Source organism: Ureibacillus sp. FSL K6-8385 (genome assembly GCF_038593155.1).
Lineage (GTDB): Bacteria > Bacillota > Bacilli > Bacillales_A > Planococcaceae > Ureibacillus > Ureibacillus terrenus.
Genome location: NZ_CP151968.1, coordinates 1,381,737 through 1,407,414 on the forward strand (window position 1 = coordinate 1,381,737; position 25,678 = coordinate 1,407,414).

Below are 25,678 nucleotides of genomic sequence, written 5' to 3' on the forward strand. Positions count from 1 at the left end.
TATTTAAATAGATTCAAAGACAAAATATCTTACAATGATTGACAACATAAAAATATATTGCTAGAAAAAAACTATTGACAACCAATTCAATTGATTAAACTAAGACATTCCTTTTACAAATTTTACATTTTCAAAGCATCTTGTCCCCAATAACTTGAATAGATTGCACATTTTCCCCGATCACCACAATTTTTGGCGGCATTTTCATATATTCAGGAAGCCATTGGATCAGTCCGTAAGCATATTGAAAAAGCATCGGATAAGCCATCCCTTCGATTGGAACATATCCTTTCATCCGATAAACGGTATCCGGCAACCCTCTCACCCATTCTTCAAATTCTTCCAAGGCAAACGGACGCGTAAATTCGATTACACGGGAACCCAGATGCAGATGGTGCCCGATTCTTGCCGGACTGATTTCCATCTTTCCCGCAGTCGCCTGCATGGCCTTTAACCATTTCAAAGGAACCCTTCCGTGGACAGTTTGCAAAATCATCGCATTCGGATTCAATCCCTGCAATTCGAAAACCACTCTTGCCTTTTCCGCTTCCGTTAACAAATCGCTTTTATTGGCAAGAATCAGATGGGCATGTCTGATTTGTTCCAAAAAGAGGCTTCTTGCCTGAGGAGAAAGCCCTTCCCTCTCCAGCCATCTGCGGCTGTCTGCCACCGTGACGATCCCTTTGATGTTCAACCGATCGGCAAACAAAGGGGAATATACCGCATCCAGCGCTTCCACCGGATGGGCGGCGCCCGTCGTCTCAATGATCAATACGTCAAAATCGGCTTCGTGCAGCAAAGTTTGTATTTGCGCTTCCGTCTTCTCGCCGCCGGTGCAGCAAATGCAGCCGTCAAGAATTTCTTTCAACGGCACCTCACCATCCACCGCCCTGGAATCAAAAGGGATTTCCCCCAGCTCGTTCATGATGACAGCCGGTTTCAACCCTTCCTCTTTACATTACCGCAATACGTCTACAAGCATGGAAGTTTTCCCGCTGCCCAAAAATCCGCTGAATAAATAAACGTCTTTCATTCTTCTATCCTCCAATTCAAAAGAAAGAGCTGGCATTCAATGAAAGAATGCAGCTCCCTCGGAAAAATCTTATTGTTTTTGAAGCAGTTCTTTTGCTTTTTGTACTTGTGGATCGTCCTTTTGGATTTTATCCCTTAATGCATCCATCAACGCATACGTTGTATCGCCGGTCACTTTACCGGTGCGTTCAAGCCCTTGATCTCTTTGGAATTGGATCACGGCCGCTTCCGTTGCCGCATCAAAAGTTTCATCGATTTTACCGGCATTATATCCCAATGCATCGAGAATTAATTCCGCCGATTTCACAAAGCTTGAGACAGTGCCTCTTTGCAATACCGTTTTCGGATCAATATATGTTGCACTATAGTAGTCAGGATATGGCACTTCCACATCCGGTGAAATTCCTTTTTCGTGAATCCAATTTCCTTTTGGTGTCAACCATTTGCCTGTCGTATACTTAAGATTTGAACCATCCGGCAATTGAGTGACTGTTTGAACCGTTCCCTTGCCAAATGTTTTCGTGCCGACAATCGTCGCATTCGCGGATTCTTTCAGCGCAGCTGCGATTATTTCGGAAGCCGAAGCACTTCCATTATCGACCAATACCACAATCGGATATTTATATTTTTTTCCGGCTTCGCTCAACACGACTTCAGGGTTCCCTTCGCGGCTTTGCAATTTGACTATCGGTTTTCCTTCATCCACAAACAAGTTCGAAATTTCAATCGCGGCATTCAAATAGCCGCCAGGATTTTGCCGCACATCCAACACTATGCTTTTCATGCCATCCGCTTCGTATTGCTCCAAAAGTTTTTTCAATTCTTCATACGTATTTTCGCTAAAGGTCGTAATCCGGATGTGGGCGATTTTATCATCTCCCATTTCCCCGTAAACGGTTTCAATCGGAATATCGTCCCGGATGATGGTCATTTCAATTAAATCTTCTGAATTTCCGCGTTTGATCGTCAATGTCACCGGAGTGCCTTTTTTCCCGCGAATCAAGAGCACCGCTTCCGTCGCACTCATCCCTTGCAGGCTTTTGCCATCGACGGAGACAATCACGTCCTCAGGCAATAACCCCGCCTTTTCCGCAGGAGAATTTTTGATTGGCGCCACTACGACGATATTGCCATTCCGTTCCTGAATTTCGGCGCCGATGCCTTGGAAGCTGGATGACAAATCGGAATTAAATTGCTCTGCCTCATCCTTTTCCATATAATCGGAATATGGATCATCGAGTGCCTCAAACATGCCGTTGATGGCGCCGTGAATAAGTTTTTCATCATCAACTTCCTTATAATATTTTTCTTTCAGTTCATCAAAAGCGTCATAGAGTTGGGAAAACTCTTCACGGTCAGCCGTAACCTCAACGACTTTTTTATCACCGAACGTCAAGGCAAAAATCGTCAAGCCGGATGTGAAAATAATCGTCAAAACCATCAACATAATAAAATTGAACGGTTTCAAACGGATATATCTTGCGGCAGGTCTGTTTTGTTCCTGCTGCTGAGTTGCTTTCCCTTGCTGATTTTGCTGCTGTTGCGTTTCCTTCTCTTGCTGATTTTGTTCTTCCATAATTTTCACCACTCTCATATACACTTTCTTATACGCCAATATCATATTAACAGTTTCAAGCAGCGACGAAAAGAAAAAGACTGTCAATTTTTTATGACAGTCAACATATTATTAGATTCGTTGAAAGGAACAGCCATCAATCATTTTAGCGCCTATGCCCCGATGGCGGCTTCCAACGCCACTTGAATCATGTCATTGAATGTTGTCTGTCTTTCTTCTGCAGTTGTCAGTTCGCCGGTCAAAATGTGATCGGAAACAGTCAACACGGAAAGGGCTTGTCTTCCAAACTTTGCCGCTAATGTATACAGTGCGGCCGTTTCCATTTCCACCGCCAGCACACCGTAACGCGCCAATTTTTCATATTGATGTTCATCGGAATAGAACATGTCCGCCGTGAACACATTTCCTACTTTCAAATGCAGACCGGCTTTCACCCCCGCCTGATACGCTTTCATCAATAAATCAAAATCGGCCGTTGGTGCATAATCGATGCCATTAAAAATAATTTCATTCATTTTGGAATCCGTCGAAGCGGATTGCGCCAAAATGACATCCCGCACTTTTACATCTTTTTGGATGGCGCCGCAAGTGCCGACGCGGATCAATTTTTTTGCCCCGTACTCTTGCATCAATTCCGTAATATATATGGAAATGGATGGTACTCCCATACCCGTTCCTTGAACGGAAATCCGGTGTCCTTTATAGGTGCCGGTGAACCCCAGCATATTCCGCACTTCATTGTAGCATACAGCATTTTCAAGAAAATTTTCGGCGATATATTTCGCGCGCAGCGGGTCTCCCGGCAATAGAACCGTCTCAGCTATATCTCCCTGTTTCGCGTTAATATGAATACTCAATGGCCTTCCCTCATTTCCGGTTTATTCAAACTAAAATATACGTTTTTTTCAAGAATTATGCAATGATATTTATTCCTCAAGAAATTTTGTCTGATAAATTTCCCACAATTCGTCAAAAGCTTGGGTGGACAGGTCCTCATCCGCCAATGTCTCAATATAGCTTGAAAGCTCTTCAAAAGAACTGCTCACCTTTGGAAAACTATGGTCCTGAAACATTTTCTCCGCAAATCTTGTTTTCGGGTCGGATGCATCTCCCCCACGGTAAGATAGAGCAAATTGATAAAAACTTTGATACATACATTTCCCCCATTTCTATGTCAATTTCCGACTAAACCTCATCACATCATATTTAATCTGTATCATATAGAAATTATTGATAAAACATTCCTCTATTTCAAACAATGGTGAATGTTAATTATTTTACACTAAATTGGATAAACTAACATACATCTAAGAACGACTGGGAGATGAGAATGTGGGCAATTCATACAAAATCAGCATTCTTCATGTCATATTTCTATGTCTGACTTCAATCGGTTTAAAAAATCATGTAACAGTCATCTCTCCGATTTTGGTAACGGCTAAACGGGATGGATGGATTTCGGTGATTTTAACCGGGATTATCATATTTCCTTGGATTCTTTGGATTCTTTATATACAAAAAAAATCTCGAGGTCAACCGCTAAAAGACTGGCTTGCACAACGGGTCGGCAAATGGGGTTCGAAAATCATTCTATTCAGCGTTATCATTCTGGCTTATTTGCTCGCCGCTTTTACATTGAGGGAAACTATCCTTTGGGTGACTGCCAGCTTTTTAGAAAATACGCCGGTTGTTTTATTAATTGAGAGTTTTGCAAAATTAGATTTTTATTAAAAAGAGTTTTAAAAGAAACCCAAATAAATTGGGGTATTTTGTATCTTTGGTTTACAAATATTCTGTTTGTCCTTTTTTGGGCGTACTTGCAGAATTTTTCGCTTTAAAAATTTTTTAAGCGGTTTGTTGCTTTTTACTCTCTTTTGCCATTGCGAGAGCTGAAACCAGTAATACGATGGCGTTCAAGTAAATATGAGTTTTTACTTTATCGATTCCCCACACATGCAGGGAGTTCGCTGTAAGATAACTTTTCATTCTTGAATTGCACCGTTCTACACTGGTTCGCTCATTGTAAAGTTCTTTCCAACGTTTGGAATCGCGGTGTGGATTAGAGTACCGGCGAAGATCCTTATTCACGTTAATTTTTACTACCATTCCATAGTTGGAGGATGAACAGGCTGCCATTCCTAATGGGCAATCCACTTTTCCGGTTGCGTGTGGACATCTGAATTTGAGCTGATCCTTATTGGCGCCCCAATAAGTCATTTCGTACCCCATCGAACAGCGTGGGGTTCCATTGGAGGCAATTCCTTCGGGAGGCTCCTTTTCATTACGCAAATTGAGTGGAATAATAGCTTGAGCCCCGATGTTCTTGGCGGATTCGTAGTTTTTTAGCTGGTCGTACCCACCATCCATTATCAGGAAATCAATTTTAGAGTTTGTACAACTCTTTACTTGTTCAATTAATTGTGGTGCGACATCCCCGTCGTTGATATGAGCAGGGGTTACTTCAATCGCCATTGGTAATTCACTTTTGGTGTCAACGGAAAGATGCATCTTATAGCCAAACCAAGTAATTTTATTACCGAAGGAATCAAACTTTGCCCCCCAATTGGCGTTGCCTGTTTGTTCACTTCGCTTCTTAGGCTGCTTCTTTTCATAAGCATCAATGGCGGCACTGTCGATAGCCTGATGTTTTCCATCAATTACTCCTTCCTCTTGAGCTAACTGGACGAGATCTTGAAAGATTCTTTTCACAAGTCCAGTTTTGGTTAGTGAAGAAAATACTCGGCTAAGAGTAGAGATGGATGGTGCAGGCCTGCTAATATCTAAACCACATTGGTAACGAAAACGCAGGTCATTTTTTAATCGATTGTGAAGAGAAGTAAAAGTATCAATACCTTCTAATGGGGCAGCGATAAGAGCCCTTAATATCCCTTCTTTGGAATGTCCTTCAGCCCCTTGGGGTGAAGAACTTTTCAATTGTTTAGCATAAGGACGCAAATCTAGAGCACTAAAAAAGATCGGTAATTTCTCTTTTGACTCTAAAATTTGCAATTCTTCAAAGGAAAATAGACTTTCTTGTAGAATATACAAAGTGACTTCCTCCTTATGGATTTTTGTGGTTTGGTCACTTCAAAATTCTACAAATAAGGGGTGAAGTCCTTTTTTATGCTTTAGAAAACCTTATGACTCTTGGGTTGAAAAATGTGCAAAATGCTCAATTATCATTTATACAATTGCTTGTTTCCTTTTGGCATCCACCAATATTCAGACTATTGCAAGCGTGAATGCCAACATTCTCTTTTTCGTCATCATTTTCGGTTTCTACGCATCATTTACAAATCTTCAAGTGAAAAATCACGAACTGATGTTTCCAATTCTGGAGCATGGCATGGGGCCGGTGATAAAGGCCATGATTTTTCCGGCATCCGGATTCATTGAATTGTTTTTGCTCCTTTTCCTGCAGCATTATTTTAAACAACCTTTAAAATGGCATCATATCGGCATCATCTTTTTTTGGTTTGTCGGATTGACCCTTGGCCCTTTAATCGGCGCCATTGTCGAATTCGGCCCCGACGAAGCCGCAAGACAACATTTTCCCGCATACGAAGAATGGGCGCTGGTTTCTATTGGTCGGTTCATCGAACATATGGACTTTTTGTCCGTTTATCAGTGGCTTTCGGGAACGTTCATCCGTGTGGGAATCATATTATTTATTGTTTGTGACATACTAAACTACACAGGAAAGCCGAAGAAAATCTGGCTGCATTTGATGCCGCCCTTTTTGATATTGAATCTATCTTTATTGCTTATGAAAGACGATCTCTTCCTATTATTAAATAATTACTATTTGCTCCATTTTACATTTATTTTTATTTTCATTCTTTCTGTTGTGCTGATTATCATCGCCTTTTTCGATAAAAAAACAGCTCAACAAAATATGAAATGAAAGTAGTGATGGCAAATGAACCTGGATGAGACTTCAACCATCAGCCTGACAACCTTGAGGGGGCTGTTCCAAAAAGCCCAGGACGTAATTTTTTTCCCTTTTGAAATTCATGGTGTGTCATTTACATTCATTTTTTGCGAAGACATGGTCGACAATCAAATCCTGTTTTCATATATTTTGCCCTCGATGGAAAAATTCATTGAAAAGGCGGAAGGCGGGTTAAACGAAGAACAATTGTTAAGAATGCCGTTTCCGGAACTGAAGAAACTTGAAGACAAAGAAACAATCATACTGGAAGTATTTTCCGGGAAATTGGCGATTTTCTTGAATGAATCGCAATTACTCCTCACATGCAATATCGCCAAAAAACCGAACCGCCAGCCGGAAGAAACAAAAATGGAAATCGCCATCAAAGGACCGAGGGACAACTTCATTGAAGATCTCGCCACCAACATTGCGCTCATCCGGAAAAGATTGCCGACCAACTCCCTGTGTGTGGAAAAAATCTCCGTGGGGGCCAGATCCAAAACAACCGTGGCCGTTTTATATATGCAAGATATCGCAAATACAAAGATTGTACAGGAAATAAAAAAACAGATAGAAAAGATTGACACGGATGTTGTGTTGAACGGAGATTCACTCGTTGAACATATTGATAAAAAACGATGGCTGCTGCCATGGACGAATGATACCGGCAGGCCCGACTTCGCGATACATTCGCTGGTCCGGGGGCGGGTTGTGATTCTGATTGATGGTGTTAGCTATGCTATTATTACGCCTGTCAATTTTCTTTTCCTATTAAAAACCGGGGAAGATTTTGAATACCCGATTTTGTTCAGCGCTTTCGAAAGATTGCTTAGAATAGTCGGCATCATAATTGGAATCATCCTTCCCGCCTTTTGGCTGGCACTGACGACTTTTCATCAAAATCAATTGCCGCTGCAGCTTCTTGCAACAGTGGTAGTTTCGAACCGGGGTCTGCCGTTCCCGGCAGCATTGGAAATGATTATTCTTCTAATCATGTTTGAACTGTTCCGGGAAGCCGCGATGCGATTCCCTACGGCCATCGGAAGCACCATCAGCGTAGTAGGCGGACTCATTATCGGGGACGCTGCGATACGGGCCGGCATTACAAGCCCGTCAATGCTGGTCATCATCGCTTTATCCTTCGTCGCGACTTTCACCATTGCCAATCAGTCGCTGTTGACTTTGATTTCCATCATCCGCTTCATTTTTATTGTCGTGACTGCCTTTTTTGGATTGTTCGGCTTTTTCATATGCCTGTTTTTGCTCCTTTTATACATGGCAAACATGCGGGTGTTCGGAGTGCCTTATTTAAATTTTTCCGCGGAACTAAGCTGGTCGTCCATCAGCAAAACCCTGATGCGCCTGACTCCAAACCAATATAAACGAAGACCGGGAATGCTGAAAACAAAAGATGACACCAGAACAAGCAATGAGGGACTGCAATGAAAAAATACATGATATATTTCTTGCTGCTTGCCAATCTGTTTCTGTTGACGGGATGCTGGGATTCGGAAGAAAATGCCCGGATGCTTTATTTGCATGGTGTTGGACTCGATTATAAAGACGGCCAGTTTTATTTCTACATGCAACTTATCAGTTTCGCCAATGTGGCAAGATCCGAACAAATCAACCAGGACGTGATGCAGTCGGAAGTGGGACTCAGCACCGGCAGAACGGTGGATGAAGCCATTGCGAAAATGATCCGCAGCGTAGATGAAAAAATCTTCTTTGGGCATCTGACCTTTCTTGTTTTCGGCGAGGAGCTGCTGAAACAGGAAGAAAAACTCAATGAAGTATTAAATTCCTTCTCCAGATATATCAATACCCGATATCAAACATGGATTTATGCAACGAACGAACCGCTGGAACAATTCTTTTTGGAAACACCGCTTCTGAAAAAAGCCATTACGCTGACAAAACTGGCCAACCCGTTAAACTCCTACGAACAGGACTCTTTCATCGAACCGATGAATGTCCGGAAACTGATTATCCATTTGAACGAGCCGAACCATTTAGTGAAAATTCCTTATGTAAGAGTGAAACATAATTGGAATACGGTTTCAGGACCGGATACCACTTTTCATATCGAAGGGGTGGCCCTCGTGACACCGAAGGAATTTAAAGGGTATTTAATAAAGGATGACGCCAATGGCCTGCAATTTATGACCAATGAATCCATTACGGGTTATGTGACAACCAAAATCGGTGATGCCGATTTTACTTTTACCATTAAAAATATGAAACGGAAAATTACGCCTATTGTCAAGGGGACTGACGTCAAGTTTCAGATCGACATATCAGCGGATGCCCTGGTAAGCAGCTATAATATCAATGTCAGCGAGGATGCCATTGCAAAAGCGGTTGAAAAAAGCATTGAAAAGGCGGTAACGGAGACCTATAAAAAGGGGTTGGAAAAGAATTGCGATGTCTACCGCCTGTCAGAATCATTGTACAGGAAAAATGTAAAAGTGTGGAAAAAATTAGAAAATCAGGGAGTTATCCCATTGACTGAGGATTCCATCGATGTGCAAGTAACCGTTCAAAAAGTAAAATCAGGAAGAACGATATATAAAAATACCCTCAAAAAACCTGATTAAATCAATCTTTCGCTATAAAATAAAAAGATGATCCGTCCCAAGCCGGATCATCTTTTTTATTTATTCTTTTTCAAAAAGCTTTGCATATTCGCCGTAGCCTTCTTCCTCCAACTTTTCTTTCGGAATGAACCGCAGGGCTGCGGAGTTGATGCAATAGCGGAGCCCGCCAAGTTCACGCGGGCCGTCGGGAAATACATGCCCCAAATGGGAGTCGGCTGTTTTGCTTCGGACTTCGATTCGGCGCATACCGTGGGAAGTATCCAATCTTTCAACAATTTCATCGGGATGGATGGGTTTGGAAAAGCTTGGCCATCCGCAACCCGCGTCAAACTTGTCCTTTGAACTGAAAAGCGGCTTCCCGGAAACGACATCGACATAGATGCCTTCCTGGAAATGATTGAAATATTCATTTTGATACGGCGGCTCGGTTCCGTTTTGTTGCGTCACATAATATTGCATCGGCGTCAGATCCTTTAACCGTTCTTCCTTATTCACCAATATCCCCCCAATGCCGTTTGATGAAGTGCGCCCTTCCCGAACCGATAAAATAGCGTTCATAATCGATCGGGTTCTTCTTATAAAAATCCTGATGATACTCTTCTGCAGGGTAGAAAGTTTTCGCCGGAAGGATTTTTACGACAATCGGCTTATCAAACTTTCCGGAATCTTCCAAACGTTTTTTTGATTCTTCGGCAATTTTCCGCTGTTCTTCATTATGATAAAAAATGGCCGTTGTGTATGATTCGCCCCGATCGTGGAATTGCCCTCCCGAATCGGTCGGATCGATTAATTTCCAGTAAAGGTCCACTAATTTTTCATACGATATCACTTCCGGATCATAGGTGATTTGCACCGCTTCCACATGTCCCGTCGTGCCTGAACAAACTTGTTTATAAGTCGGGTTTTCCACATGTCCGCCCGTATAGCCCGAAACGACTTTTTCGATTCCTTCCAGCCGATCAAACGGCTTTACCAAACACCAAAAGCACCCGCCGGCAAACGTAGCAAGTTCCTTGGCCATCTTACTCACTCCTACTTATTTGGTATCACGATTTCCAATTGGATTCGATCATTTTCTAAATCAATTTCCTTCGCTTTCACTTTTGCGCCGGAAGCCAAAGTTAGGTTGGATAAATCAACAAAAATTTCTTTGGCATCCGGCCGAACGATCATCCAGTCAGGAAATTTCACAGCCTGACTCAATAATTTTAATACCGCAGAAGGAGGAAGGTTTAAACTTCCGACGTTCACTTCCGATTGGACTAAATGGATATTGCCTTGATTATTGACGACCGGATTGAATTTCATGGTAACCGGAACATTATAACCGAATGCAACAATCTCGCTTGAGAGCTGAACGGTATCATCTACTTCAAATTCCACAGGCAACGACGAGTTTTTTAATTCCTTCTTTATATATCTAATCGCCAATTTTTCAAAATCCTTTGCCGTCGTTTCCACATAGAGGACACTGTCCTCAGGCTCAACTTCCGATGCCTGTGGAGCCGGTATCGCTGTATCTCCTGGTGAAGTCGCCCAATAAATCACAAATGCAAACAATAAAACAATTGAACCCAACAATGTAAAAAAGGCGACTTTCCAAACATTCATTCTATGACACTCCTATCAAAAAATGAATAGTGATTCAATCTGCACTAATTTTTTAGTATGCTTCAAACTCTATAAAATATACTTTATTTTGGCAAACTTTATTATAAATTGTATGAAAAATTTTTGGAAATAGAAAACTATTTGCTTTATTAAAGGCGCTTCTCCCCATACGGCCATTTTTCAAATAGATGACAAATGGATGGTCCTTTCCAAAAAGACTGGGATCATTGCATTTAGAGAAAATAAAAAAACAGAGCGAAACGCTTTTCTCGCTCTGTTTCCGTACATTTTCCCCATTATACCGGGCTGACGCCATGCTTGCGCTCAGAAAATACCATATATTTGGATGAATATGCATGAAGCCGTGCAGTCAACACTTCCCGCAATTGATTCGGTTCGATCACATCGTCGACAATCAATTCGGAAGCCAATTTATATATATCGATTTCTTCCCGGTATTCCTGGCGTTTTTGCTCGATAAAAGCTTGCTGCTCCTCTTTTGGCAACTGGGCAATCTTGTTCGCGTACACCGCATTGACCGCCGCTTCCGGGCCCATTACGGCGATTTGAGCAGTAGTCAGCGCAATCACGCAATCCGGTTCAAAAGCGGGACCGGCCATCGCATACAATCCTGCACCGTATGCTTTCCGTACAATAACCGTCAATTTCGGCACTGTCGCTTCACTCATGGCAAAAATCATTTTGGCGCCGTGACGGATGATGCCCTGTCTTTCCACTTGCGTACCAATCATAAAACCTGGTACGTCCGCCAAGAAAATCAGCGGGATGTTGAACGCATCGCACAGGCTGATGAATTTCGCCGCTTTGTCCGCGGAATCATGGAACAATACCCCGCCTTTGACTCTCGGCTGGTTCGCAACAATGCCTACCGCTTGTCCATCGATTCTCGCAAAACCTGTAATGAGTTCAGCTGCAAACAGCTTCTTCACTTCACAGAAAGAACCTTCGTCAATGATGCGGTCGATTAAATCATACATATTGAAAGGAACGTTTTGATTCTTTGGAATGATTTCTTCAATTGTTTTCTCAAAATTTGCAGGAAGCTTCGGTGCCGCCGCCGGAGGCTTTTCCCGGAAGTTTCCAGGGAAATAGCTTAAATATTTTCTGGCATACTCAATGGCTTCTTCTTCTGTTTTGGCAAGCACATCTCCGCAGCCGGAAACCGTGCAGTGCATTTTTGCTCCGCCCATCGTTTCCAGATCCACTTTCTCCCCGATGACCATCTCGGCCATGCGCGGCGAACCCAAATACATGGAAGCATTGCCTTCCACCATGATGACCACATCACAGAATGCAGGAATGTATGCGCCTCCCGCTGCGGAAGGGCCGAACAATAAACAAACTTGCGGCACTTTCCCCGAGAGTTTCACCTGGTTATAGAAAATGCGCCCCGCCCCTCTGCGGCCAGGGAACATTTCCACCTGGTCCGTTATCCGTGCTCCCGCGGAGTCCACCAAATAAATGATGGGACAAGCCAGTTTCTCCGCGGTTTCCTGGATGCGTATAATCTTCTCTACTGTCCGCTTGCCCCACGATCCTGCTTTTACCGTGGAGTCATTGGCCATAAAGCAAACCGTTTTCCCATTGATTTTTCCGACTCCTGTCACTACGCCGTCCGCCGGCAAATCACCAGCGGCACAGTTTGCGAAAATGCCGTCCTCGATGTATTCTCCCTCATCAAGAAGCAATTTTAGCCGGTCGCGTGCAAATAATTTTCCTTGTTCTTTATTCTTTTGATGATATTTCTCATGGCCGCCTTTTTTGATTTCTTCCAATAAATCCGCGTGTGTTTTTTTTGTTTCTGTATCATTCATGGATGATTCCTCCTTTGTGTTCTTTTGCGTCACAGGAATGTCATCTTCCTTGATATTGCGGCTGCCTTTTTTCCTGGAAAGCCACCAGCCCTTCCATGCGGTCTTCGGTGTGGAGCAGTTCGTTGTATGCCAATTCCTCGATTTTCAGCCCCGTGGTTAAATCCGTTTCAATACCTTTGTTGATGGCCACCTTTGCTTGGATCAAAGATAACGGCGCATTTTTCGCAATCTCCAATGCCAATTCCGTCGCTTTCTCCAACAGCTGCTCTTTATCATACACCGCATTGACAAGATTGATTTCCAGAGCTTCATTGGCAGAAATTCTTCGGGCGGTAAAAATCAATTCTTTTGCTTTGCCGACGCCAATCAGGCGAGGAAGCCTTTGCGTCCCGCCCGCTCCCGGGATAATTCCGAGAGACACTTCCGTCAATCCCATTTTCGCTTCCGTGCTGGCCACGCGGATGTCGCAGGCCAAAGCAAGCTCCAATCCTCCGCCAAAGGCCACACCGTTCATCACGGCTATGACCGGTTGCGGCAACGCTTCGACCTGGTTCACCGTGCTGCCGATAAGGCGGACCGTTTCCCGCACCTGCTGTTCATTCATCGTTTTCCGCTCTTTTAAATCCGCGCCGGCACAGAAGGCTTTTTCCCCGCTGCCGGTGATTAAAACGACACGGATATCCCGGTTTTTGGCGACGTCGTTTAACGTTTCATTGAGTTCCTTCAATAATTGAAGGGATAATGCATTCGCCGCTTCCGGACGGTTCAGGGTGATTAAACCGATGCCTTTTTCGATTTCCTTAAACTGTACGAGCGTTGTCAATGTTCGCGCTCCTTTCGTTTCTGGCAATTACCATCTGTTTGGATGGCAATTTCTTGCCGAGTTTTTCTTCGATGAAGAAAGCCGCTTCGATCAATGCTTGCGGATTCAAACCGGTGTCAATGTTCATGCCTGTGAGCAGATAGTTCAAATCTTCCGTGGAAACGTTGCCGGACGCGCCTTTTGCATAAGGGCATCCTCCAAGGCCTCCTAACGAACTGTCGAAAGCCGTGATGCCCATTTCCAAGGATTTCAGCACATTGGCAAGGGCCGTTCCTCTTGTATCGTGGAAATGCATTGCAAACAGTCGAGGCGGAAAATGCTTCAGCAATGTTTCAAGCAATCTTTCCACTTGAGTCGGAACGCCGACGCCGATTGTGTCACCCAATGAAATTTCGTATACGCCCATTTCCGCAAGGCGGTCAACGACTTTCAGCACCTGTTCAGGCTCCACCGGCCCATCATAAGGGCAGGCAATGACCGTCGATACATAGCCGCGCACTTTCAGATTCGCTTTTTTCGCTTCATCCACCACTTCTTTTAATACAGGAAACGTCTCATCAATCGTTTTATTAATGTTTTTTTGGTTATGGCCTTCACTGGCGGACATGAAGACGCTGATTTCATCAACTTGGCAGTTCAGCGCCCGCTCAAGTCCGCGGATATTCGGCACAAGGGCAGCGTAAGTCACGCCGGGTTTCCGCCTGATGGATTTCAGCACCTGTTCGCTGTCCGCCAATTGGGGAATCCACTTCGGATGAACGAAGGAGGATACTTCGATGTAGGATAAACCGGTTTGATTCAACAAGTTGATCCAATCGACTTTGTCTTTTGTTTCGATAAAGTTTGGCTCGTTCTGCAAACCGTCCCTTGGACCGACTTCTTTGATGGTCACTTTGGCTGGAAGTTTCATCCTTTTCCCCCTATTCGATTTCGATAATATCGTCATCCAAGTTGATAAAATCGCCTTCTTGCACAAAAATTTTCTTGACAGTTCCGGAAGTTTCCGCCACAATCGGAATTTCCATTTTCATGGATTCCAAAATAACCACATCTTGTCCCGCTTCCACTTGCTCTCCTTCTGATACAACGATTTTCCAAACTGTTCCTGCCATATTTGCTTTCACTATTGTTGACATCATGATCATCCCTCCGAAAATATTTTGAAAAAACTGGTATTCAAATTGTAATTAACTGGGGAAAATGCGGTTGGTGTGCCCTGCTTGTGCGATGCTCTTCACTCATGCATAAGCCTTGTCACTTTCCACAGAAACAAACCTGCACAAACCATCCGCATCCTTCCCCGTTGAATTATTTCGTCACCTGAACTTCGGGCAAGTAATATCGCTCCACAAAGCTGGTTGTAATATTTCCTTTAATAAATTGTTCGTGACTCGCAATTTTCAATAGCATCGGAATGTTGGTTTTGATTCCTTCAACTTTATATAACTTCAATGCTTCCACAAGACGCTTAACCGCTTCTTCCCGAGTTTTTCCATGGACAATCAGCTTCCCGATCATCGGATCATAGAATGGCGTCACTTGCGCCCCCGATTCCACTGCGCAATCATTGCGGACGCCTTCGCCTTCAGGCAATTGCAGAGAACCGATTACGCCAGGGGAAGGATAAAACGTCACCGGATCTTCCGCATAGATGCGCGCTTCAATGGCATGTCCATTTATTTTCAACGATTCGCGGGCAATTTCGAGCGGAAGCCCTTGGGCAATCCGGATTTGCTGCTCCACCAGATCGATTCCCGTGATTTCCTCCGTCACCGGATGCTCCACTTGCAAGCGGGTATTCATTTCCAGGAAGTAAAAATTCTCCTTGTCATCCACCAAAAACTCGAATGTTCCCGCATTTGTGTATCCAATATATTTTGCCGCGCGGACGGCCGCTTCCAGCATTTTTTCCCGCGTCGCATCCGAAATCGTCGGCGATGGCGCTTCTTCGATCACCTTCTGGTTCCGGCGCTGGATCGAACATTCCCGTTCAAACAGCGGCACGACATTGCCATGGGCATCCGCCAGGATTTGCACTTCCACATGGTGCGGGTTTTCGATATATTTTTCGATATACATCGTGCCGTCACCGAAATAGGATTGAGCGCGTTTTTTATTGCCTTCGAAGGCTTTCGCCAATTCTTCCTGGTTGTGAATCCGCTGCATGCCGATGCCGCCGCCACCGCTGGACGCTTTCAGCATAAGCGGATAGCCGATTTGCTCCGCCTCTTTCAACGCTTCTTCCACACTTTCGATGGCGACATTGACGCCTTCAATAATCGGCACACCCGCCTCCTTCATTTTGATGCGGGCTTCAAGCTTGCTGCCCATTGCCGCAATGACGTCCGGTTTGGGCCCGATAAACACGATTCCTTCTTCTTCGCAGCGTTTCGCAAAATTCGGATTTTCGGAAAGCAATCCGTAGCCCGGATGGATTGCTTCCGCATTCGCTTTTTTCGCCGTTTCAATGATTTTGTCGATATTTAAATAGCTCAAGGCGACGGGAGGCTTGCCAATTTCGTATGCCTTATCGGCTTCGCGGACGAACAGGGAATCCTTGTCCGCTTCCGAATACACTGCGACTGTCTGAATGTTCAATCTTTTGCAGGTGCGGATAATTCTTCTTGCAATCTCGCCGCGATTGGCAATCAATATTTTTTTAAACATCGGCGCTGTTCCCCTTCCTGTCATGTAAGAAATGTGCTGTCACTTCATCTCATTTATGCACAAGTTTTGATGTAAATTGTTCTTTCAACTTATATTTCTGGATTTTTCCTGATGCCGTCATAGGATACTTGTCAACGAAGAAAATGTATTTCGGGATTTTATGTTTCGAAATTTTGCCTTCACAAAACTCCCGGATTTCTTCTTCCGTCGCAGTTTCACCCTGCTTCAGGATGATAAAGGCGGCCACTTCTTCCCCGTATTTCTCATCCGGAACACCAACGATCTGCACATCGTAAATTTTCGGGTTTTTATATAAGAACTCCTCGATTTCACGAGGGTAAATGTTCTCCCCTCCCCGGATGATCATATCTTTCAGGCGGCCGGTAATGCGCACATAGCCGTTTTCATCCATTGTGGCAAGGTCTCCCGTATGCAGCCAGCCGTCCTCGTCGATGGCTTCTTTTGTCGCATCCGAATTATTGTAATAGCCTTTCATTACATGATAGCCCCTCGTGCAAAGCTCGCCTTGCGTATTCGGCGGCACTTCCTCGCCCGTTTTCGGGTCGATGATTTTCACTTCCACATTCGGCAATGCCCGTCCAACCGTGCTCACTTTCAACTCGAATGGATCATCTGTGCGCGTTTGCGTAATCACTGGCGAAGACTCTGTCTGTCCATAGCAGATGGTAATATCCTTCATGTTCATTTTGTGGATGACTTTCTTCATCAATTCTTCCGGACAGTTGGACCCCGCCATGACGCCGGTGCGCAATGAAGATAAATCGAATTCATCGAAGTTCGGCAGGTTCAATTCGCTGATGAACATTGTCGGTACGCCGTGCAGCGCGGTGCACTTTTCTTTTTCCACCGTTTTCAGCACTTCCACCGGATTGTATTCCTGGATCGGCACCATTGTTCCGCCCGCGGAAACGATGGCCATCGTACCGATGACGCAGCCGAAGCAATGGAAGAACGGAACAGGAATGCAGAGCCGGTCCTCAGGTGTCAATTTCATGCATTCCGCAATATTAATGCCGTTATTGACTATATTGAAATGTGTCAGCATGACACCTTTCGGGAATCCCGTCGTTCCGGATGTATATTGCAAATTAATGACATCGTTATAATGCAATGAAGCTTTTCGCTTCTCCAATTCTTCATCTGAAACTTGGTCCGCCAATTGGATGACGTCATTCCAGTTATAAACCCCGTCATATTGGCTGTCACCGATGAGAATGACATTTTTCAGCATCGGCAAACGTTTTGATTTCAGTTCGCCCGGCCTGGAATTCTTTAGTTCAGGGCAAATTTCATAAAGCGTATCGATATAGCGGTGATCTTTATATTGTTCAATCAGGACGAGCGTCTGGGAATCGGACTGTTTCAATAAATATTCCAACTCCGCGGCCCGGTAATTCGTATTGACCGTCACAAGCGGCGCGCCCATTTTGCCTGTCGCAAATTGCAGAGCGACCCATTCAGGAACGTTGGATGTCCAAACAGCGATGTGGTCTCCTTTTTCGATGCCAAGGGCGATCAGCGCTTTTGCCACTTGATCGGACCATTCATTGAATTCCTTATACGTTAGTCGCAAATCTCGGTCTGAATAAACAACCGCTTCCTTATCCGGATATTTTTCCGCCTGCTCCTCCAACAACTGACCAATTGTTTTGTAAACTAAATCTGCCATCCCATTCCTCCTTCGAAATTTATTAGCAACCGATTAAACGGGATATCACAAGTCGTTGAACTTCCGAAGTGCCTTCGCCAATTTCCATCAGTTTGATGTCGCGCAAATGTCTTTCCACATCGTAGTCTTTCATGTATCCATAGCCGCCGTGGATTTGAAGGGCCTGATTGCACACCCTGAATCCCATTTCCGATGCGAAAAGTTTTGCGAAAGCCGCTTCTTTGCTGAACGGTTTTTTGTTGTCTTTCAACCATGCCGCTTTGTACACCATGTTGCGTGCCAATTCGATTTCCATCGCCATATCGGCCAATTTGAACTGGATGGCCTGGAATTTTGAAATCGGCTGTCCGAATTGATATCTTTCTTTGGCATATTGCAACGCCTTTTCATAAGCGGCTTGCGCAATCCCTACCGAAAGGGCCGCGATGGAAATCCGCCCTCCGTCCAATGTATGCAGGAACTGGCTATAACCCCGCTTTGGATCGCCCAATATATTTTCTTTTGGGACACGGACATTTTCCAAAACAATTTCGCATGTATTGGAAGCGCGGACGCCCAATTTGTCGTAGTCGCAGCGGATTGTTACGCCAGGCGCATCTGTCGGAACGATGAAGGAAGTAATGATCTTTTTGCCGTCTTCCCTTTCACCTGTTACCGCTGTTACAATGATTTGTCTCGCATAGCCGGCGTTCGTGATGAAGCACTTTTCCCCATTGATGACATATTCATCGCCGTCGAGTACCGCTTTCGTTCTGGTGCCGCCTGCGTCAGATCCGGCATTCGGTTCCGTCAAGCCGAAAGATCCGAGCGCTTCCCCTTTGGCCATCGGAACGAGCCATTTTTGTTTTTGTTCTTCCGTTCCGAAATAATAGATCGGCGATGCCCCCAAACTGATGGCCGCGGCGTAACTGAGCCCTGTACCGCCGCAAGCTTTTCCGATCTCCTCTACGGCGATGGCATAGGAGATGGTGTCGCCGCCGGAGCCACCGTACTCTTCCGGAAACGGAATGCCCAATAAGCCAAGTTCACCCATTTTTTTGAATGTTTCGATTGGGAATCTGGATTGCTGATCATTTTCTCTGGCGTACGGTTTAATTTCCTTTTCTGCAAAATCTCTTACCATTTCTTGAATCATCAATTGTTCCTTCGTTAATTCAAAGTCCATGAACATTTCCCCCCACTTGACAAAAACCGACTAGTCGGTTTGTATTTTCGCTTGTGCTTCTATAATTTGCTTTAAATTATGTGCTTCGGAATATCCTTGCGGTGTGACGATCGATCTGAAAATCATATCTTTGAAAATTGCCGCGATTTCTTCTATCGTCAGTGGCCCTTCCTGCTTGTACCACTTATACGTCCAATTCACCATACCGATGATCGACATAGTGACAATGTTTGCTGGCAATTCTTTCCGGAAATCGCCGCTTTCCTGGCCTTCAATAATGACAGTTTCCAGCAATTTTCGGAAACGGTCCCGTTTCTCATTGATAATTTCCTTGAATTCATCATGCAGGTAGGTGCTTTCCTCATAAAACACCGTAATATGCGGCTTGTATAAATCAAAAACTTTTACAAACGAATCCAGGATGGCGGCCAATCTTGCCACAGGCGTCCTATTCTCTCCATAAGATTCTTCCGCTTTTTTATTGACGTAGGAAATGAAAACATCGTGGATTTCATATAAAAGTTCATCTTTTGATCTATAATTGTGGTAGAATCCGCCTTTGGACGTGCCAGCTTCAGCCACAATTTCGTCCACTGTAACTCCGTGGTACCCATGTTGCTGGAATAGTTGAATCGATGTTTCCAAGATCCGTTCTTTCAATGTTTTTTTCATTATTTACCGCCTTTCGGTAATCGACATTGAAACACACTATTAGAAATATATTTATTTTTCTAGCATTTTATGACTAAATCAATTAAATTTTTCTATCAAAAATCCAGTTACCATTCTACGAGATTTGGAGAGACGATATAGTCCGCTTCCGTTTTGCTTTTCAGTTCTTCCAATGTGATATCCTTTGATTTTTCTATCAGCACCATGCCTTCATCGGTAAAATCGAATACGGCAAGTTCCGTAATCAGGCGGTCCACCACGCCCTGCCCTGTCAGCGGAAGCGTGCATTCCTTCCGGACTTTCGGTTCCCCTTTTTTGGACAAATGCTCCATGATGACCACTACGCGTTTGGCCCCATGCACCAAATCCATCGCGCCGCCCATGCCTTTGACCAACTTGCCCGGAATCATCCAGTTGGCCAAATCGCCTTTTTCGGATACTTCCATCCCCCCTAAAATAGCCAAATCCAAATGTCCGCCGCGGATCATCGCAAAAGATTCGGCACTATCGAAAAATGCGGCTCCTTTGACGGCTGTCACCGTCTCTTTCCCGGCATTGATCAAATCCGGATCCACTTCCGATTCCGTCGGATAAGGGCCGATGCCAAGCAAACCATTTTCCGACTGCAACATTACCTGGTAGTCTTTTGGTATTTCATTGGCCACGAGCGTCGGCATCCCGATTCCCAGGTTCACGTACATGCCGTCCCGGATTTCCTGCACCGCCCGTTTCACAATCCTCTCCCGATTTGTGAGAGCCATCAGCGTAGAACCTCCTCTTTTCTTGTCGTCAATTTTTCAATGCGCTTTTCATAGCGTTCTCCCACTAAAATGCGTTGAACATAGATGCTTGGCGTGTGGATTTCATCCGGGTCGAGCTCTCCGACTTCCACCAGCTCTTCCACTTCCGCAATCGTGATTTTTCCGGCCATCGCCGCCAATGGATTAAAGTTTCTTGCCGTTTTGCGGTAAACCAAATTTCCAAGTTTGTCTCCTTTCCAAGCTTTTACAAAGGCAAAATCCCCGACAATGGCCCGCTCTTCGATGTACGTCTTGCCGTCGAACACTTTTGTCGGCTTTCCTTCCGCAATCGGCGTACCGACACCTGTTGCCGTATAGAATGCGGGAATCCCCGCGCCCCCCGCGCGAATCCGTTCCGCAAGCGTGCCTTGAGGAGTCAGCTCAACTTCTATTTCGCCATTTAAAAATTGCTGTTCAAAGGTTTTATTTTCACCGACATAGGAAGCGATGATTTTTTTGATTTGCTTATTCTTCAGCAAAAGACCGAGTCCCCAGTCGTCCACTCCGCAGTTGTTGCTGACAACGGTCAAATTTTTCGTGCCTTTTCTTAAAATGGCTTCAATCGCTTTTTCCGGAATACCGCATAAACCGAATCCCCCGACGATAATCGTATCGCCATCTTTCAAATCGGAAATGGCATCTTCGAAGGAAGAAAAGACCTTTGACATCTTGCACTCCTCCTTGTCTATTAAGCAATAACTGTCCCACTATAATTTATAGATATGAGGGGGGAAAAGGATTTATACTTCATTTCGGGCGGCGGCGAATTATATTTTAAGCGACAAAATTCTCGGAAAATCATATTTTTTGTTCTTTATAACAGATTTTCCGACATAACACTTATTACCCGTTTTCAGAAGTTTAAACACATCATAAAGGCGATAATTGAAAAAAAGCCGTCTGGAAGGCCGATGCTCTCCGGACGCCGATTGATTTCTATTGTGAGGAAAAGATATTTTTTATATTGGTATCGGGAATGATTGCAGCTTATTTAGCCGTCTGGCAAATTGAACCGACATTTCCAAAAAAAAAAAAGCTGCCCTACATTTTTGGACAGCCCTTATTTATTCGGAAAGTTTACGGGCAAGCCGTCAGATTTGATGCCACAAGCCCAATGGAGATTTTCAGGAACAAGCCAGATAACCGGCCAGCTTATTTCCTTTCGTAGACAACGTATTGATACGTGTAGCCTTCCTTCGTTTCATACACTTCACTTTTGGATATCACTTTCCATTCATCCCCGTATTCCGGGAAATAAGTATCACCGACAAATTCGTGGTCGATGTGCGTCACATACAACCGGTCGGCAAGGGGAAGGGCCAGCTTGAAAATTTGTTCTCCGCCAATCACCATAATTTCCCCGGCATTGCCCGCAAGCCTCAATGCCTCATCCAGACTGGACGCCACTTCGATTCCATCATGATGGTATCCTTTGTTTCTTGTAATCACAATATTTCTTCTGCCGGGCAAAGGCCGCCCGATGGATTCAAAGGTTTTTCTTCCCATGATGATCGGCTTGCCCATTGTCGTTTCTTTAAAATATTTCAGATCGCCCGGCAAATGCCAAGGCATTTCGTTTTTATATCCAATGACGCGATTTTTGTCGTGAGCAACAATTAATGAAATCATCATCAATCTCTCCTTGGTCCATGTTGCCTTAAACCGCTACAGGCGCCTTGATTGTCGGATGCGGATCGTAGCCTTCAATCGACAAATCATCCAGTTCGATATCAAAGACGGATTTTTTCTCCGGATTGATTTTTAAAGTCGGAAGCGGGCGCGGTTTACGGGAAAGCTGTTCCTTCACCTGGTTCAAATGATTCAAATAAATATGCGTATCGCCGAAACTGTGAATGAATTCTCCGGCTTCAAGTCCGCATTCACGGGCAATCAAATGCGTCAACAAGGCGTATGACGCAATGTTGAACGGCACGCCCAAAAAAACGTCCGCACTGCGCTGATAAAGCTGGCATGAAAGCTTTCCTTCCGCCACATAGAATTGGAACAGCGTATGGCATGGCGGCAAAGCCATATCCTCCACTTCCGCCGGATTCCAGGCGGAAACAATTAAGCGGCGGGAATTCGGATTCCGTTTAATTTGTTCAATCACATTTTTCAACTGGTCAATCGTTTCGCCGTTAACGCCCGGCCAGCTTCTCCATTGCTTGCCGTAGACCGGCCCCAGGTCACCGTATTTTTCCGCAAAGGCATCATCGGTCAGCACTTTTTCGTGGAAAATTTTCATTTGCTCGTCCACGATTTTGGCAAATTCTTCGTCCTGTGCCGCGCGAAGACCGAAGTCTGTCATATCCGGTCCGTCGTACTCCTCGGATTCCACCCATTTTTTGAACGCCCACTCGTCCCAAATATGGTTGTTATGTTCGAGCAAATAACGGATATTCGTATCCCCTTTAATGAACCACAACAATTCGCTCGCCACGAGTTTGAAAGGAATGCGTTTAGTGGTAAGCAGAGGGAACCCCTTGCTCAAATCGAAACGCATCTGATAGCCGAAAATGCTGATGGTACCCGTTCCCGTTCTGTCCTCTTTCTTCACTCCATGGTCTAAAATGTATCGCAATAAATCCAAATAGGCATATTCCGGATGGCGCATATCCATACTCTCCCGTCTTATGTAAATTGATCTAATTGTATTATGGAATAATGATGAAATAAAATTTATCAATTCCTTATGAATAAAAAATCAACTTTTATCATATCATAATCATAAACTTTATTTCTAACATGAACTTTCAAAGAACAGAAACCGCAATTATAACAAATTATCGTACATAAAACAGAATATCAAGGCGATATCGGGCAACAAACTTCTATTTTCCGAATATTTAGTATAAACTATAAATAACCAGACTGAGCGGGAGGGATCAAAATGGCGGAAGTTTCAATCGGCATCGGATTAATATTATACGTAATCTACTTAACAAGCTTATGTTTTACAGATTAATGCAAAAAGCTGATTCATATCCCGAATCAGCTTTTTTATTTCATGATTTTTTATTCCCGCAACCCATGAAGCCGCTTCCGGCAAAAAGCGAATCATCCTTTCGCCCGCAGGGAATTGCAAACGATTAAAGAAAAAAGAAGCACCCTCAAGGGAGAGTGCCTTTAAATAGGGTCTGCGACTGTGAAATCTTTTTCGTAGAACGGATTATATTCAATATCATAGTATTCTGTTACTTCGTTTAAATTGTAAATTCCTCCTGGATAATTTTTTCTTTCAAGTCCTTCGATTTTGTTTCTGAGCGAGTCGAGGAAGTACTGGCCTACCGCAACCGATCTGGCATATTTTTGTTCCACGTCGTCCACGAAAGCGTCATTCAAAATCCGGTTAAAGGAATAATACTGGAATGCGTTCGTAATATATAACTTGTTGTCCTCCTGGGCATAGGCAACATAATAGTTTCCCAAATCATCCACAATCAGATCTCTGGCAACCAAAATTTCCATCATTCTTCCTCCTTCCGTTCATATGTTACTATTTATTTTCGACAAAAAGGATCAAAACCCTTTCATTTAATTTGAAAATTTTTTGACTTTTTCAAACTTTTAAACTATTATAAAAGTTATTGCGGAATAAAAATTTATTGGAATATAATGGATATAAAACGATTAAAAAGATGAATTCGGGTGATAAAGTGGAATATTGGAGATTGGCCGAAAATCCCGCAGGATCGACTTACAGGCGGTTAATGAAAGTATTATGCGACCATTCGGATCTGTTCTATTTTGTGACAAGAAAAGAATTGAAGTATGACAAAGAAGTCATTGAACAATTTCGTCCTTATATGAAGGAAACCTATAAAACTAAAAAATGGGCAAATACCATTACAAAAGGCCCGGCCGCGACGGTATATGTGATAGAAGCGAATAAAGACACCTGCAAATTGCTGCAACAATTATCGGATAATTTATACGGCTGGGTGGCTCCCCGATTGCCGGAAGACTTGACCTTTATCAAAAACAATTTTGCCTGGTTCACATGCACGACGCACGAAGAATTTGGGGAATTTTCGTTCCGTTCCGACCATTGCAAAAGTTTGATTCAGCAAATCGAAGGGCTGAAAATCGAAAAGGTGGACTGATTGGCAAACGGCTTGCCGGAGGACAAAAAAAGTGAAGCTGGAACTTAAATCCTGCTTCACTTTTTTTACTTGGCCGGCTTTTTGTATGTCATTGCGCGCTGGCTGTCGGAAAACCCTTTTGTCGTCGGATCCGGGATCATGTTGATGGCATTGACAATAGCGAGGCCGATCAAAAACGGGTTCGACAAGAATTTAACCAACAAATCCCAAAGGGCCGGCCAACTGTTCAAATCCTCGAACTGTATGCCAAGATATGCCAGAACCGGAATCAGCAAAGCCCCGACAAAGCGGACGATAAACGCTAAATTATGCCTGCTGAATCTGACTCTCCAATTGATTTTCAAATAACTTCCCCATTTCTTTTCAACTTTTTACTTCACTTTATTAAATTTTCGCCTTATTTATGAAGGGTATTTGTCCATTTGGGGAGTTGTTATTTCCGGACTGTTTATTAACAATGGCCGCCCATCTTTAATCGCCAATATTGACCCCCTTCACCCATGACTTTACGACAGCCATTTCGGAGGGGTGTTTTTGGAATAATAAATATCTCCGATGGTATAGTGCGACTCGTAATCATCTTCATAAGTGTGATAGTGGAAATTATAATAATAGCCTTCCTGTGGCCGCTTTTCGGTGCGAACATGGAAGCGCAGCAAATCTTTGCCCGTTCTTCCATCAGCGATGTGGAATATTTTTTCCGAATAATTTCCGCCGGGTTTTTCGGTGATTGTCAAGTACTGTTTGGCTTGATCGTCCAAACGATCCAGCTTGGAGGCGATGATCTGCGCCATCGCCGGGAAAATTCTTTCTTCGAATTCGTCTTCGATGACCGGACCAATTTTTGAACCGAATTTTATGTAGGATTGTTCATGCGCAAGCCGGATAATCGAACCAATCGGATCATCAGCTGCAAGTCCCTCTTCGGAAGGGGCCTCTCCAACTGTCTCTTCCTGGACATCTATATTGTTATAATCGGAACTTGTTGTCCGGTTCGAATCTTGTCCATTTTCTAATTGTTCCCAGATGGAATGGCTTGGAGGAATGAACCCTAATGTAATCAGGGCAACCAAAAATACAAGAGATTGTTTCAGCCACTTTTTCAATCTCATCACTCGCTTATACGAATCTATTAATACTATCTACAAAATTTCGACAAAAAGGTTTCATAATTTG

General features: G+C 44.0%; 26 protein-coding genes and 2 pseudogenes. 5 read left to right on the forward strand and 23 right to left on the reverse strand.

Annotation, left to right across the window (positions count from 1 at the left end; all coding sequences use genetic code 11):
- Nucleotides 1-130: 130 nt before the first annotated feature.
- The 4 genes and pseudogenes from NST62_RS06695 to NST62_RS06710 all read right to left on the reverse strand — a co-directional run bounded on the left by NST62_RS06695 (nt 131) and on the right by NST62_RS06710 (nt 3,762).
- Nucleotides 131-1,033: pseudogene (locus NST62_RS06695) on the reverse strand (GTP-binding protein).
- A 69-nt stretch (nt 1,034-1,102) separates the two neighbouring features.
- A complete protein-coding gene (locus tag NST62_RS06700) occupies nt 1,103-2,626 on the reverse strand; it encodes a S41 family peptidase (RefSeq protein WP_342463248.1) in 1,524 nt (507 codons plus the stop codon).
- A 134-nt stretch (nt 2,627-2,760) separates the two neighbouring features.
- The gene (gene deoD, locus NST62_RS06705) at nt 2,761-3,465 is read right to left on the reverse strand and encodes a purine-nucleoside phosphorylase (RefSeq protein WP_141602528.1); all 705 of its coding nucleotides are present in this window, start codon (nt 3,463-3,465) and stop codon (nt 2,761-2,763) included.
- Between the two features lie 69 nt (nt 3,466-3,534).
- Nucleotides 3,535-3,762, reverse strand: a complete 228-nt coding sequence (locus tag NST62_RS06710) for a YozE family protein (protein ID WP_141602529.1) — start codon at nt 3,760-3,762, stop codon at nt 3,535-3,537.
- A gap of 178 nt (nt 3,763-3,940) precedes the next feature.
- Between NST62_RS06710 and NST62_RS06715 the strand changes: the two genes are divergently transcribed.
- A complete protein-coding gene (locus NST62_RS06715; protein ID WP_342463249.1) occupies nt 3,941-4,339 on the forward strand; it encodes a GerAB/ArcD/ProY family transporter in 399 nt (132 codons plus the stop codon).
- Between the two features lie 114 nt (nt 4,340-4,453).
- On the opposite strand, the gene NST62_RS06720 is transcribed toward NST62_RS06715, so the two are convergent.
- Entirely contained in the window at nt 4,454-5,656 is a 1,203-nt protein-coding gene (locus NST62_RS06720) for a transposase (protein ID WP_027725900.1), read from the reverse strand.
- A gap of 133 nt (nt 5,657-5,789) precedes the next feature.
- On the opposite strand from NST62_RS06720, the gene NST62_RS06725 reads away from it, so the two are divergent.
- The 3 genes from NST62_RS06725 to NST62_RS06735 are packed head-to-tail and all read left to right on the forward strand — an operon-like array spanning nt 5,790 to nt 9,136.
- Complete coding sequence (locus tag NST62_RS06725; protein ID WP_342463284.1) at nt 5,790-6,512, forward strand: GerAB/ArcD/ProY family transporter; 723 nt, start codon at nt 5,790-5,792, stop codon at nt 6,510-6,512.
- A gap of 15 nt (nt 6,513-6,527) precedes the next feature.
- On the forward strand, nt 6,528-7,985 hold the full coding sequence (locus NST62_RS06730; protein ID WP_342463250.1) for a spore germination protein: 1,458 nt from the start codon (nt 6,528-6,530) through the stop codon (nt 7,983-7,985).
- The gene (locus tag NST62_RS06735) at nt 7,982-9,136 is read left to right on the forward strand and encodes a Ger(x)C family spore germination protein (protein WP_328216124.1); all 1,155 of its coding nucleotides are present in this window, start codon (nt 7,982-7,984) and stop codon (nt 9,134-9,136) included. The genes NST62_RS06730 and NST62_RS06735 overlap by 4 nt, the downstream gene beginning before the upstream one ends.
- A gap of 60 nt (nt 9,137-9,196) precedes the next feature.
- Here the strand turns inward: NST62_RS06735 and msrB are convergent, their stop codons facing one another.
- The 16 genes and pseudogenes from msrB to NST62_RS06815 all read right to left on the reverse strand — a co-directional run bounded on the left by msrB (nt 9,197) and on the right by NST62_RS06815 (nt 23,870).
- The gene (gene msrB, locus NST62_RS06740) at nt 9,197-9,637 is read right to left on the reverse strand and encodes a peptide-methionine (R)-S-oxide reductase MsrB (protein WP_181733257.1); all 441 of its coding nucleotides are present in this window, start codon (nt 9,635-9,637) and stop codon (nt 9,197-9,199) included.
- A complete protein-coding gene (gene msrA / locus NST62_RS06745) occupies nt 9,624-10,157 on the reverse strand; it encodes a peptide-methionine (S)-S-oxide reductase MsrA (protein WP_141602534.1) in 534 nt (177 codons plus the stop codon). Before msrA ends, msrB begins: the two co-directional genes overlap by 14 nt.
- 11 nt (nt 10,158-10,168) lie before the next feature.
- The gene (locus NST62_RS06750) at nt 10,169-10,747 is read right to left on the reverse strand and encodes a YpmS family protein (protein ID WP_328220054.1); all 579 of its coding nucleotides are present in this window, start codon (nt 10,745-10,747) and stop codon (nt 10,169-10,171) included.
- 296 nt (nt 10,748-11,043) lie between these two features.
- On the reverse strand, nt 11,044-12,582 hold the full coding sequence (locus tag NST62_RS06755; RefSeq protein ID WP_141602536.1) for an acyl-CoA carboxylase subunit beta: 1,539 nt from the start codon (nt 12,580-12,582) through the stop codon (nt 11,044-11,046).
- A 40-nt stretch (nt 12,583-12,622) separates the two neighbouring features.
- Entirely contained in the window at nt 12,623-13,405 is a 783-nt protein-coding gene (locus tag NST62_RS06760; RefSeq protein WP_141602537.1) for an enoyl-CoA hydratase, read from the reverse strand.
- Complete coding sequence (locus NST62_RS06765) at nt 13,383-14,315, reverse strand: hydroxymethylglutaryl-CoA lyase (protein ID WP_141602538.1); 933 nt, start codon at nt 14,313-14,315, stop codon at nt 13,383-13,385. The genes NST62_RS06760 and NST62_RS06765 overlap by 23 nt, the downstream gene beginning before the upstream one ends.
- A 10-nt stretch (nt 14,316-14,325) precedes the next feature.
- Nucleotides 14,326-14,541, reverse strand: a complete 216-nt coding sequence (locus NST62_RS06770; RefSeq protein WP_141602579.1) for an acetyl-CoA carboxylase biotin carboxyl carrier protein subunit — start codon at nt 14,539-14,541, stop codon at nt 14,326-14,328.
- 172 nt (nt 14,542-14,713) lie between these two features.
- Nucleotides 14,714-16,072, reverse strand: a complete 1,359-nt coding sequence (locus NST62_RS06775; RefSeq protein WP_328216123.1) for an acetyl-CoA carboxylase biotin carboxylase subunit — start codon at nt 16,070-16,072, stop codon at nt 14,714-14,716.
- 49 nt (nt 16,073-16,121) lie between these two features.
- A pseudogene (locus tag NST62_RS06780) lies at nt 16,122-17,765 on the reverse strand (AMP-binding protein); the annotation flags it as partial.
- 19 nt (nt 17,766-17,784) lie between these two features.
- The gene (locus NST62_RS06785; RefSeq protein ID WP_141602541.1) at nt 17,785-18,927 is read right to left on the reverse strand and encodes an acyl-CoA dehydrogenase; all 1,143 of its coding nucleotides are present in this window, start codon (nt 18,925-18,927) and stop codon (nt 17,785-17,787) included.
- A 30-nt stretch (nt 18,928-18,957) separates the two neighbouring features.
- Nucleotides 18,958-19,602, reverse strand: coding sequence for a TetR/AcrR family transcriptional regulator (locus NST62_RS06790; RefSeq protein ID WP_328216139.1), 645 nt, complete (start codon nt 19,600-19,602; stop codon nt 18,958-18,960).
- 104 nt (nt 19,603-19,706) lie between these two features.
- Nucleotides 19,707-20,360, reverse strand: coding sequence for a CoA transferase subunit B (locus NST62_RS06795; protein ID WP_141602543.1), 654 nt, complete (start codon nt 20,358-20,360; stop codon nt 19,707-19,709).
- Nucleotides 20,360-21,067, reverse strand: a complete 708-nt coding sequence (locus tag NST62_RS06800) for a CoA transferase subunit A (RefSeq protein ID WP_141602544.1) — start codon at nt 21,065-21,067, stop codon at nt 20,360-20,362. Before NST62_RS06800 ends, NST62_RS06795 begins: the two co-directional genes overlap by 1 nt.
- Before the next feature lie 484 nt (nt 21,068-21,551).
- The gene (gene folA / locus NST62_RS06805) at nt 21,552-22,028 is read right to left on the reverse strand and encodes a type 3 dihydrofolate reductase (protein ID WP_141602580.1); all 477 of its coding nucleotides are present in this window, start codon (nt 22,026-22,028) and stop codon (nt 21,552-21,554) included.
- 28 nt (nt 22,029-22,056) lie between these two features.
- The gene (locus tag NST62_RS06810; protein ID WP_141602545.1) at nt 22,057-23,013 is read right to left on the reverse strand and encodes a thymidylate synthase; all 957 of its coding nucleotides are present in this window, start codon (nt 23,011-23,013) and stop codon (nt 22,057-22,059) included.
- A 512-nt stretch (nt 23,014-23,525) separates the two neighbouring features.
- The gene (locus NST62_RS06815; protein ID WP_328220057.1) at nt 23,526-23,870 is read right to left on the reverse strand and encodes a hypothetical protein; all 345 of its coding nucleotides are present in this window, start codon (nt 23,868-23,870) and stop codon (nt 23,526-23,528) included.
- 167 nt (nt 23,871-24,037) lie between these two features.
- Between NST62_RS06815 and NST62_RS06820 the strand changes: the two genes are divergently transcribed.
- On the forward strand, nt 24,038-24,502 hold the full coding sequence (locus NST62_RS06820) for a hypothetical protein (protein WP_141602547.1): 465 nt from the start codon (nt 24,038-24,040) through the stop codon (nt 24,500-24,502).
- Nucleotides 24,503-24,567: 65 nt separating this feature from the next.
- Here NST62_RS06820 and NST62_RS06825 read toward each other — a convergent pair whose 3' ends face one another.
- Both NST62_RS06825 and NST62_RS06830 read right to left on the reverse strand, forming a co-directional pair.
- Nucleotides 24,568-24,846: a phage holin gene (locus NST62_RS06825; RefSeq protein ID WP_141602548.1), complete on the reverse strand. Its 279-nt coding sequence runs from the start codon at nt 24,844-24,846 to the stop codon at nt 24,568-24,570.
- 162 nt (nt 24,847-25,008) lie between these two features.
- Complete coding sequence (locus tag NST62_RS06830; protein WP_328216121.1) at nt 25,009-25,614, reverse strand: YpjP family protein; 606 nt, start codon at nt 25,612-25,614, stop codon at nt 25,009-25,011.
- Nucleotides 25,615-25,678: the final 64 nt, after the last annotated feature.

Bases quoted from the DNA above. Each gene is read 5' to 3' on its own strand.
- NST62_RS06700 (WP_342463248.1), bottom strand. From the start codon at position 2,626: ATGAGAGTGGTGAAAATTATGGAAGAACAAAATCAGCAAGAGAAGGAA.
- NST62_RS06710 (WP_141602529.1), bottom strand. From the start codon at position 3,762: ATGTATCAAAGTTTTTATCAATTTGCTCTATCTTACCGTGGGGGAGAT.
- NST62_RS06730 (WP_342463250.1), top strand. From the start codon at position 6,528: ATGAACCTGGATGAGACTTCAACCATCAGCCTGACAACCTTGAGGGGG.
- NST62_RS06735 (WP_328216124.1), top strand. From the start codon at position 7,982: ATGAAAAAATACATGATATATTTCTTGCTGCTTGCCAATCTGTTTCTG.
- msrA (WP_141602534.1), bottom strand. From the start codon at position 10,157: ATGGCCAAGGAACTTGCTACGTTTGCCGGCGGGTGCTTTTGGTGTTTG.
- NST62_RS06750 (WP_328220054.1), bottom strand. From the start codon at position 10,747: ATGAATGTTTGGAAAGTCGCCTTTTTTACATTGTTGGGTTCAATTGTT.
- NST62_RS06755 (WP_141602536.1), bottom strand. From the start codon at position 12,582: ATGAATGATACAGAAACAAAAAAAACACACGCGGATTTATTGGAAGAA.
- NST62_RS06765 (WP_141602538.1), bottom strand. From the start codon at position 14,315: ATGAAACTTCCAGCCAAAGTGACCATCAAAGAAGTCGGTCCAAGGGAC.
- NST62_RS06770 (WP_141602579.1), bottom strand. From the start codon at position 14,541: ATGTCAACAATAGTGAAAGCAAATATGGCAGGAACAGTTTGGAAAATC.
- NST62_RS06775 (WP_328216123.1), bottom strand. From the start codon at position 16,072: ATGTTTAAAAAAATATTGATTGCCAATCGCGGCGAGATTGCAAGAAGA.
- NST62_RS06785 (WP_141602541.1), bottom strand. From the start codon at position 18,927: ATGGACTTTGAATTAACGAAGGAACAATTGATGATTCAAGAAATGGTA.
- NST62_RS06795 (WP_141602543.1), bottom strand. From the start codon at position 20,360: ATGGCTCTCACAAATCGGGAGAGGATTGTGAAACGGGCGGTGCAGGAA.
- NST62_RS06800 (WP_141602544.1), bottom strand. From the start codon at position 21,067: ATGTCAAAGGTCTTTTCTTCCTTCGAAGATGCCATTTCCGATTTGAAA.
- folA (WP_141602580.1), bottom strand. From the start codon at position 22,028: ATGATTTCATTAATTGTTGCTCACGACAAAAATCGCGTCATTGGATAT.
- NST62_RS06810 (WP_141602545.1), bottom strand. From the start codon at position 23,013: ATGCGCCATCCGGAATATGCCTATTTGGATTTATTGCGATACATTTTA.
- NST62_RS06815 (WP_328220057.1), bottom strand. From the start codon at position 23,870: ATGATGGAAATTTTGGTTGCCAGAGATCTGATTGTGGATGATTTGGGA.
- NST62_RS06820 (WP_141602547.1), top strand. From the start codon at position 24,038: ATGAATTCGGGTGATAAAGTGGAATATTGGAGATTGGCCGAAAATCCC.
- NST62_RS06830 (WP_328216121.1), bottom strand. From the start codon at position 25,614: ATGAGATTGAAAAAGTGGCTGAAACAATCTCTTGTATTTTTGGTTGCC.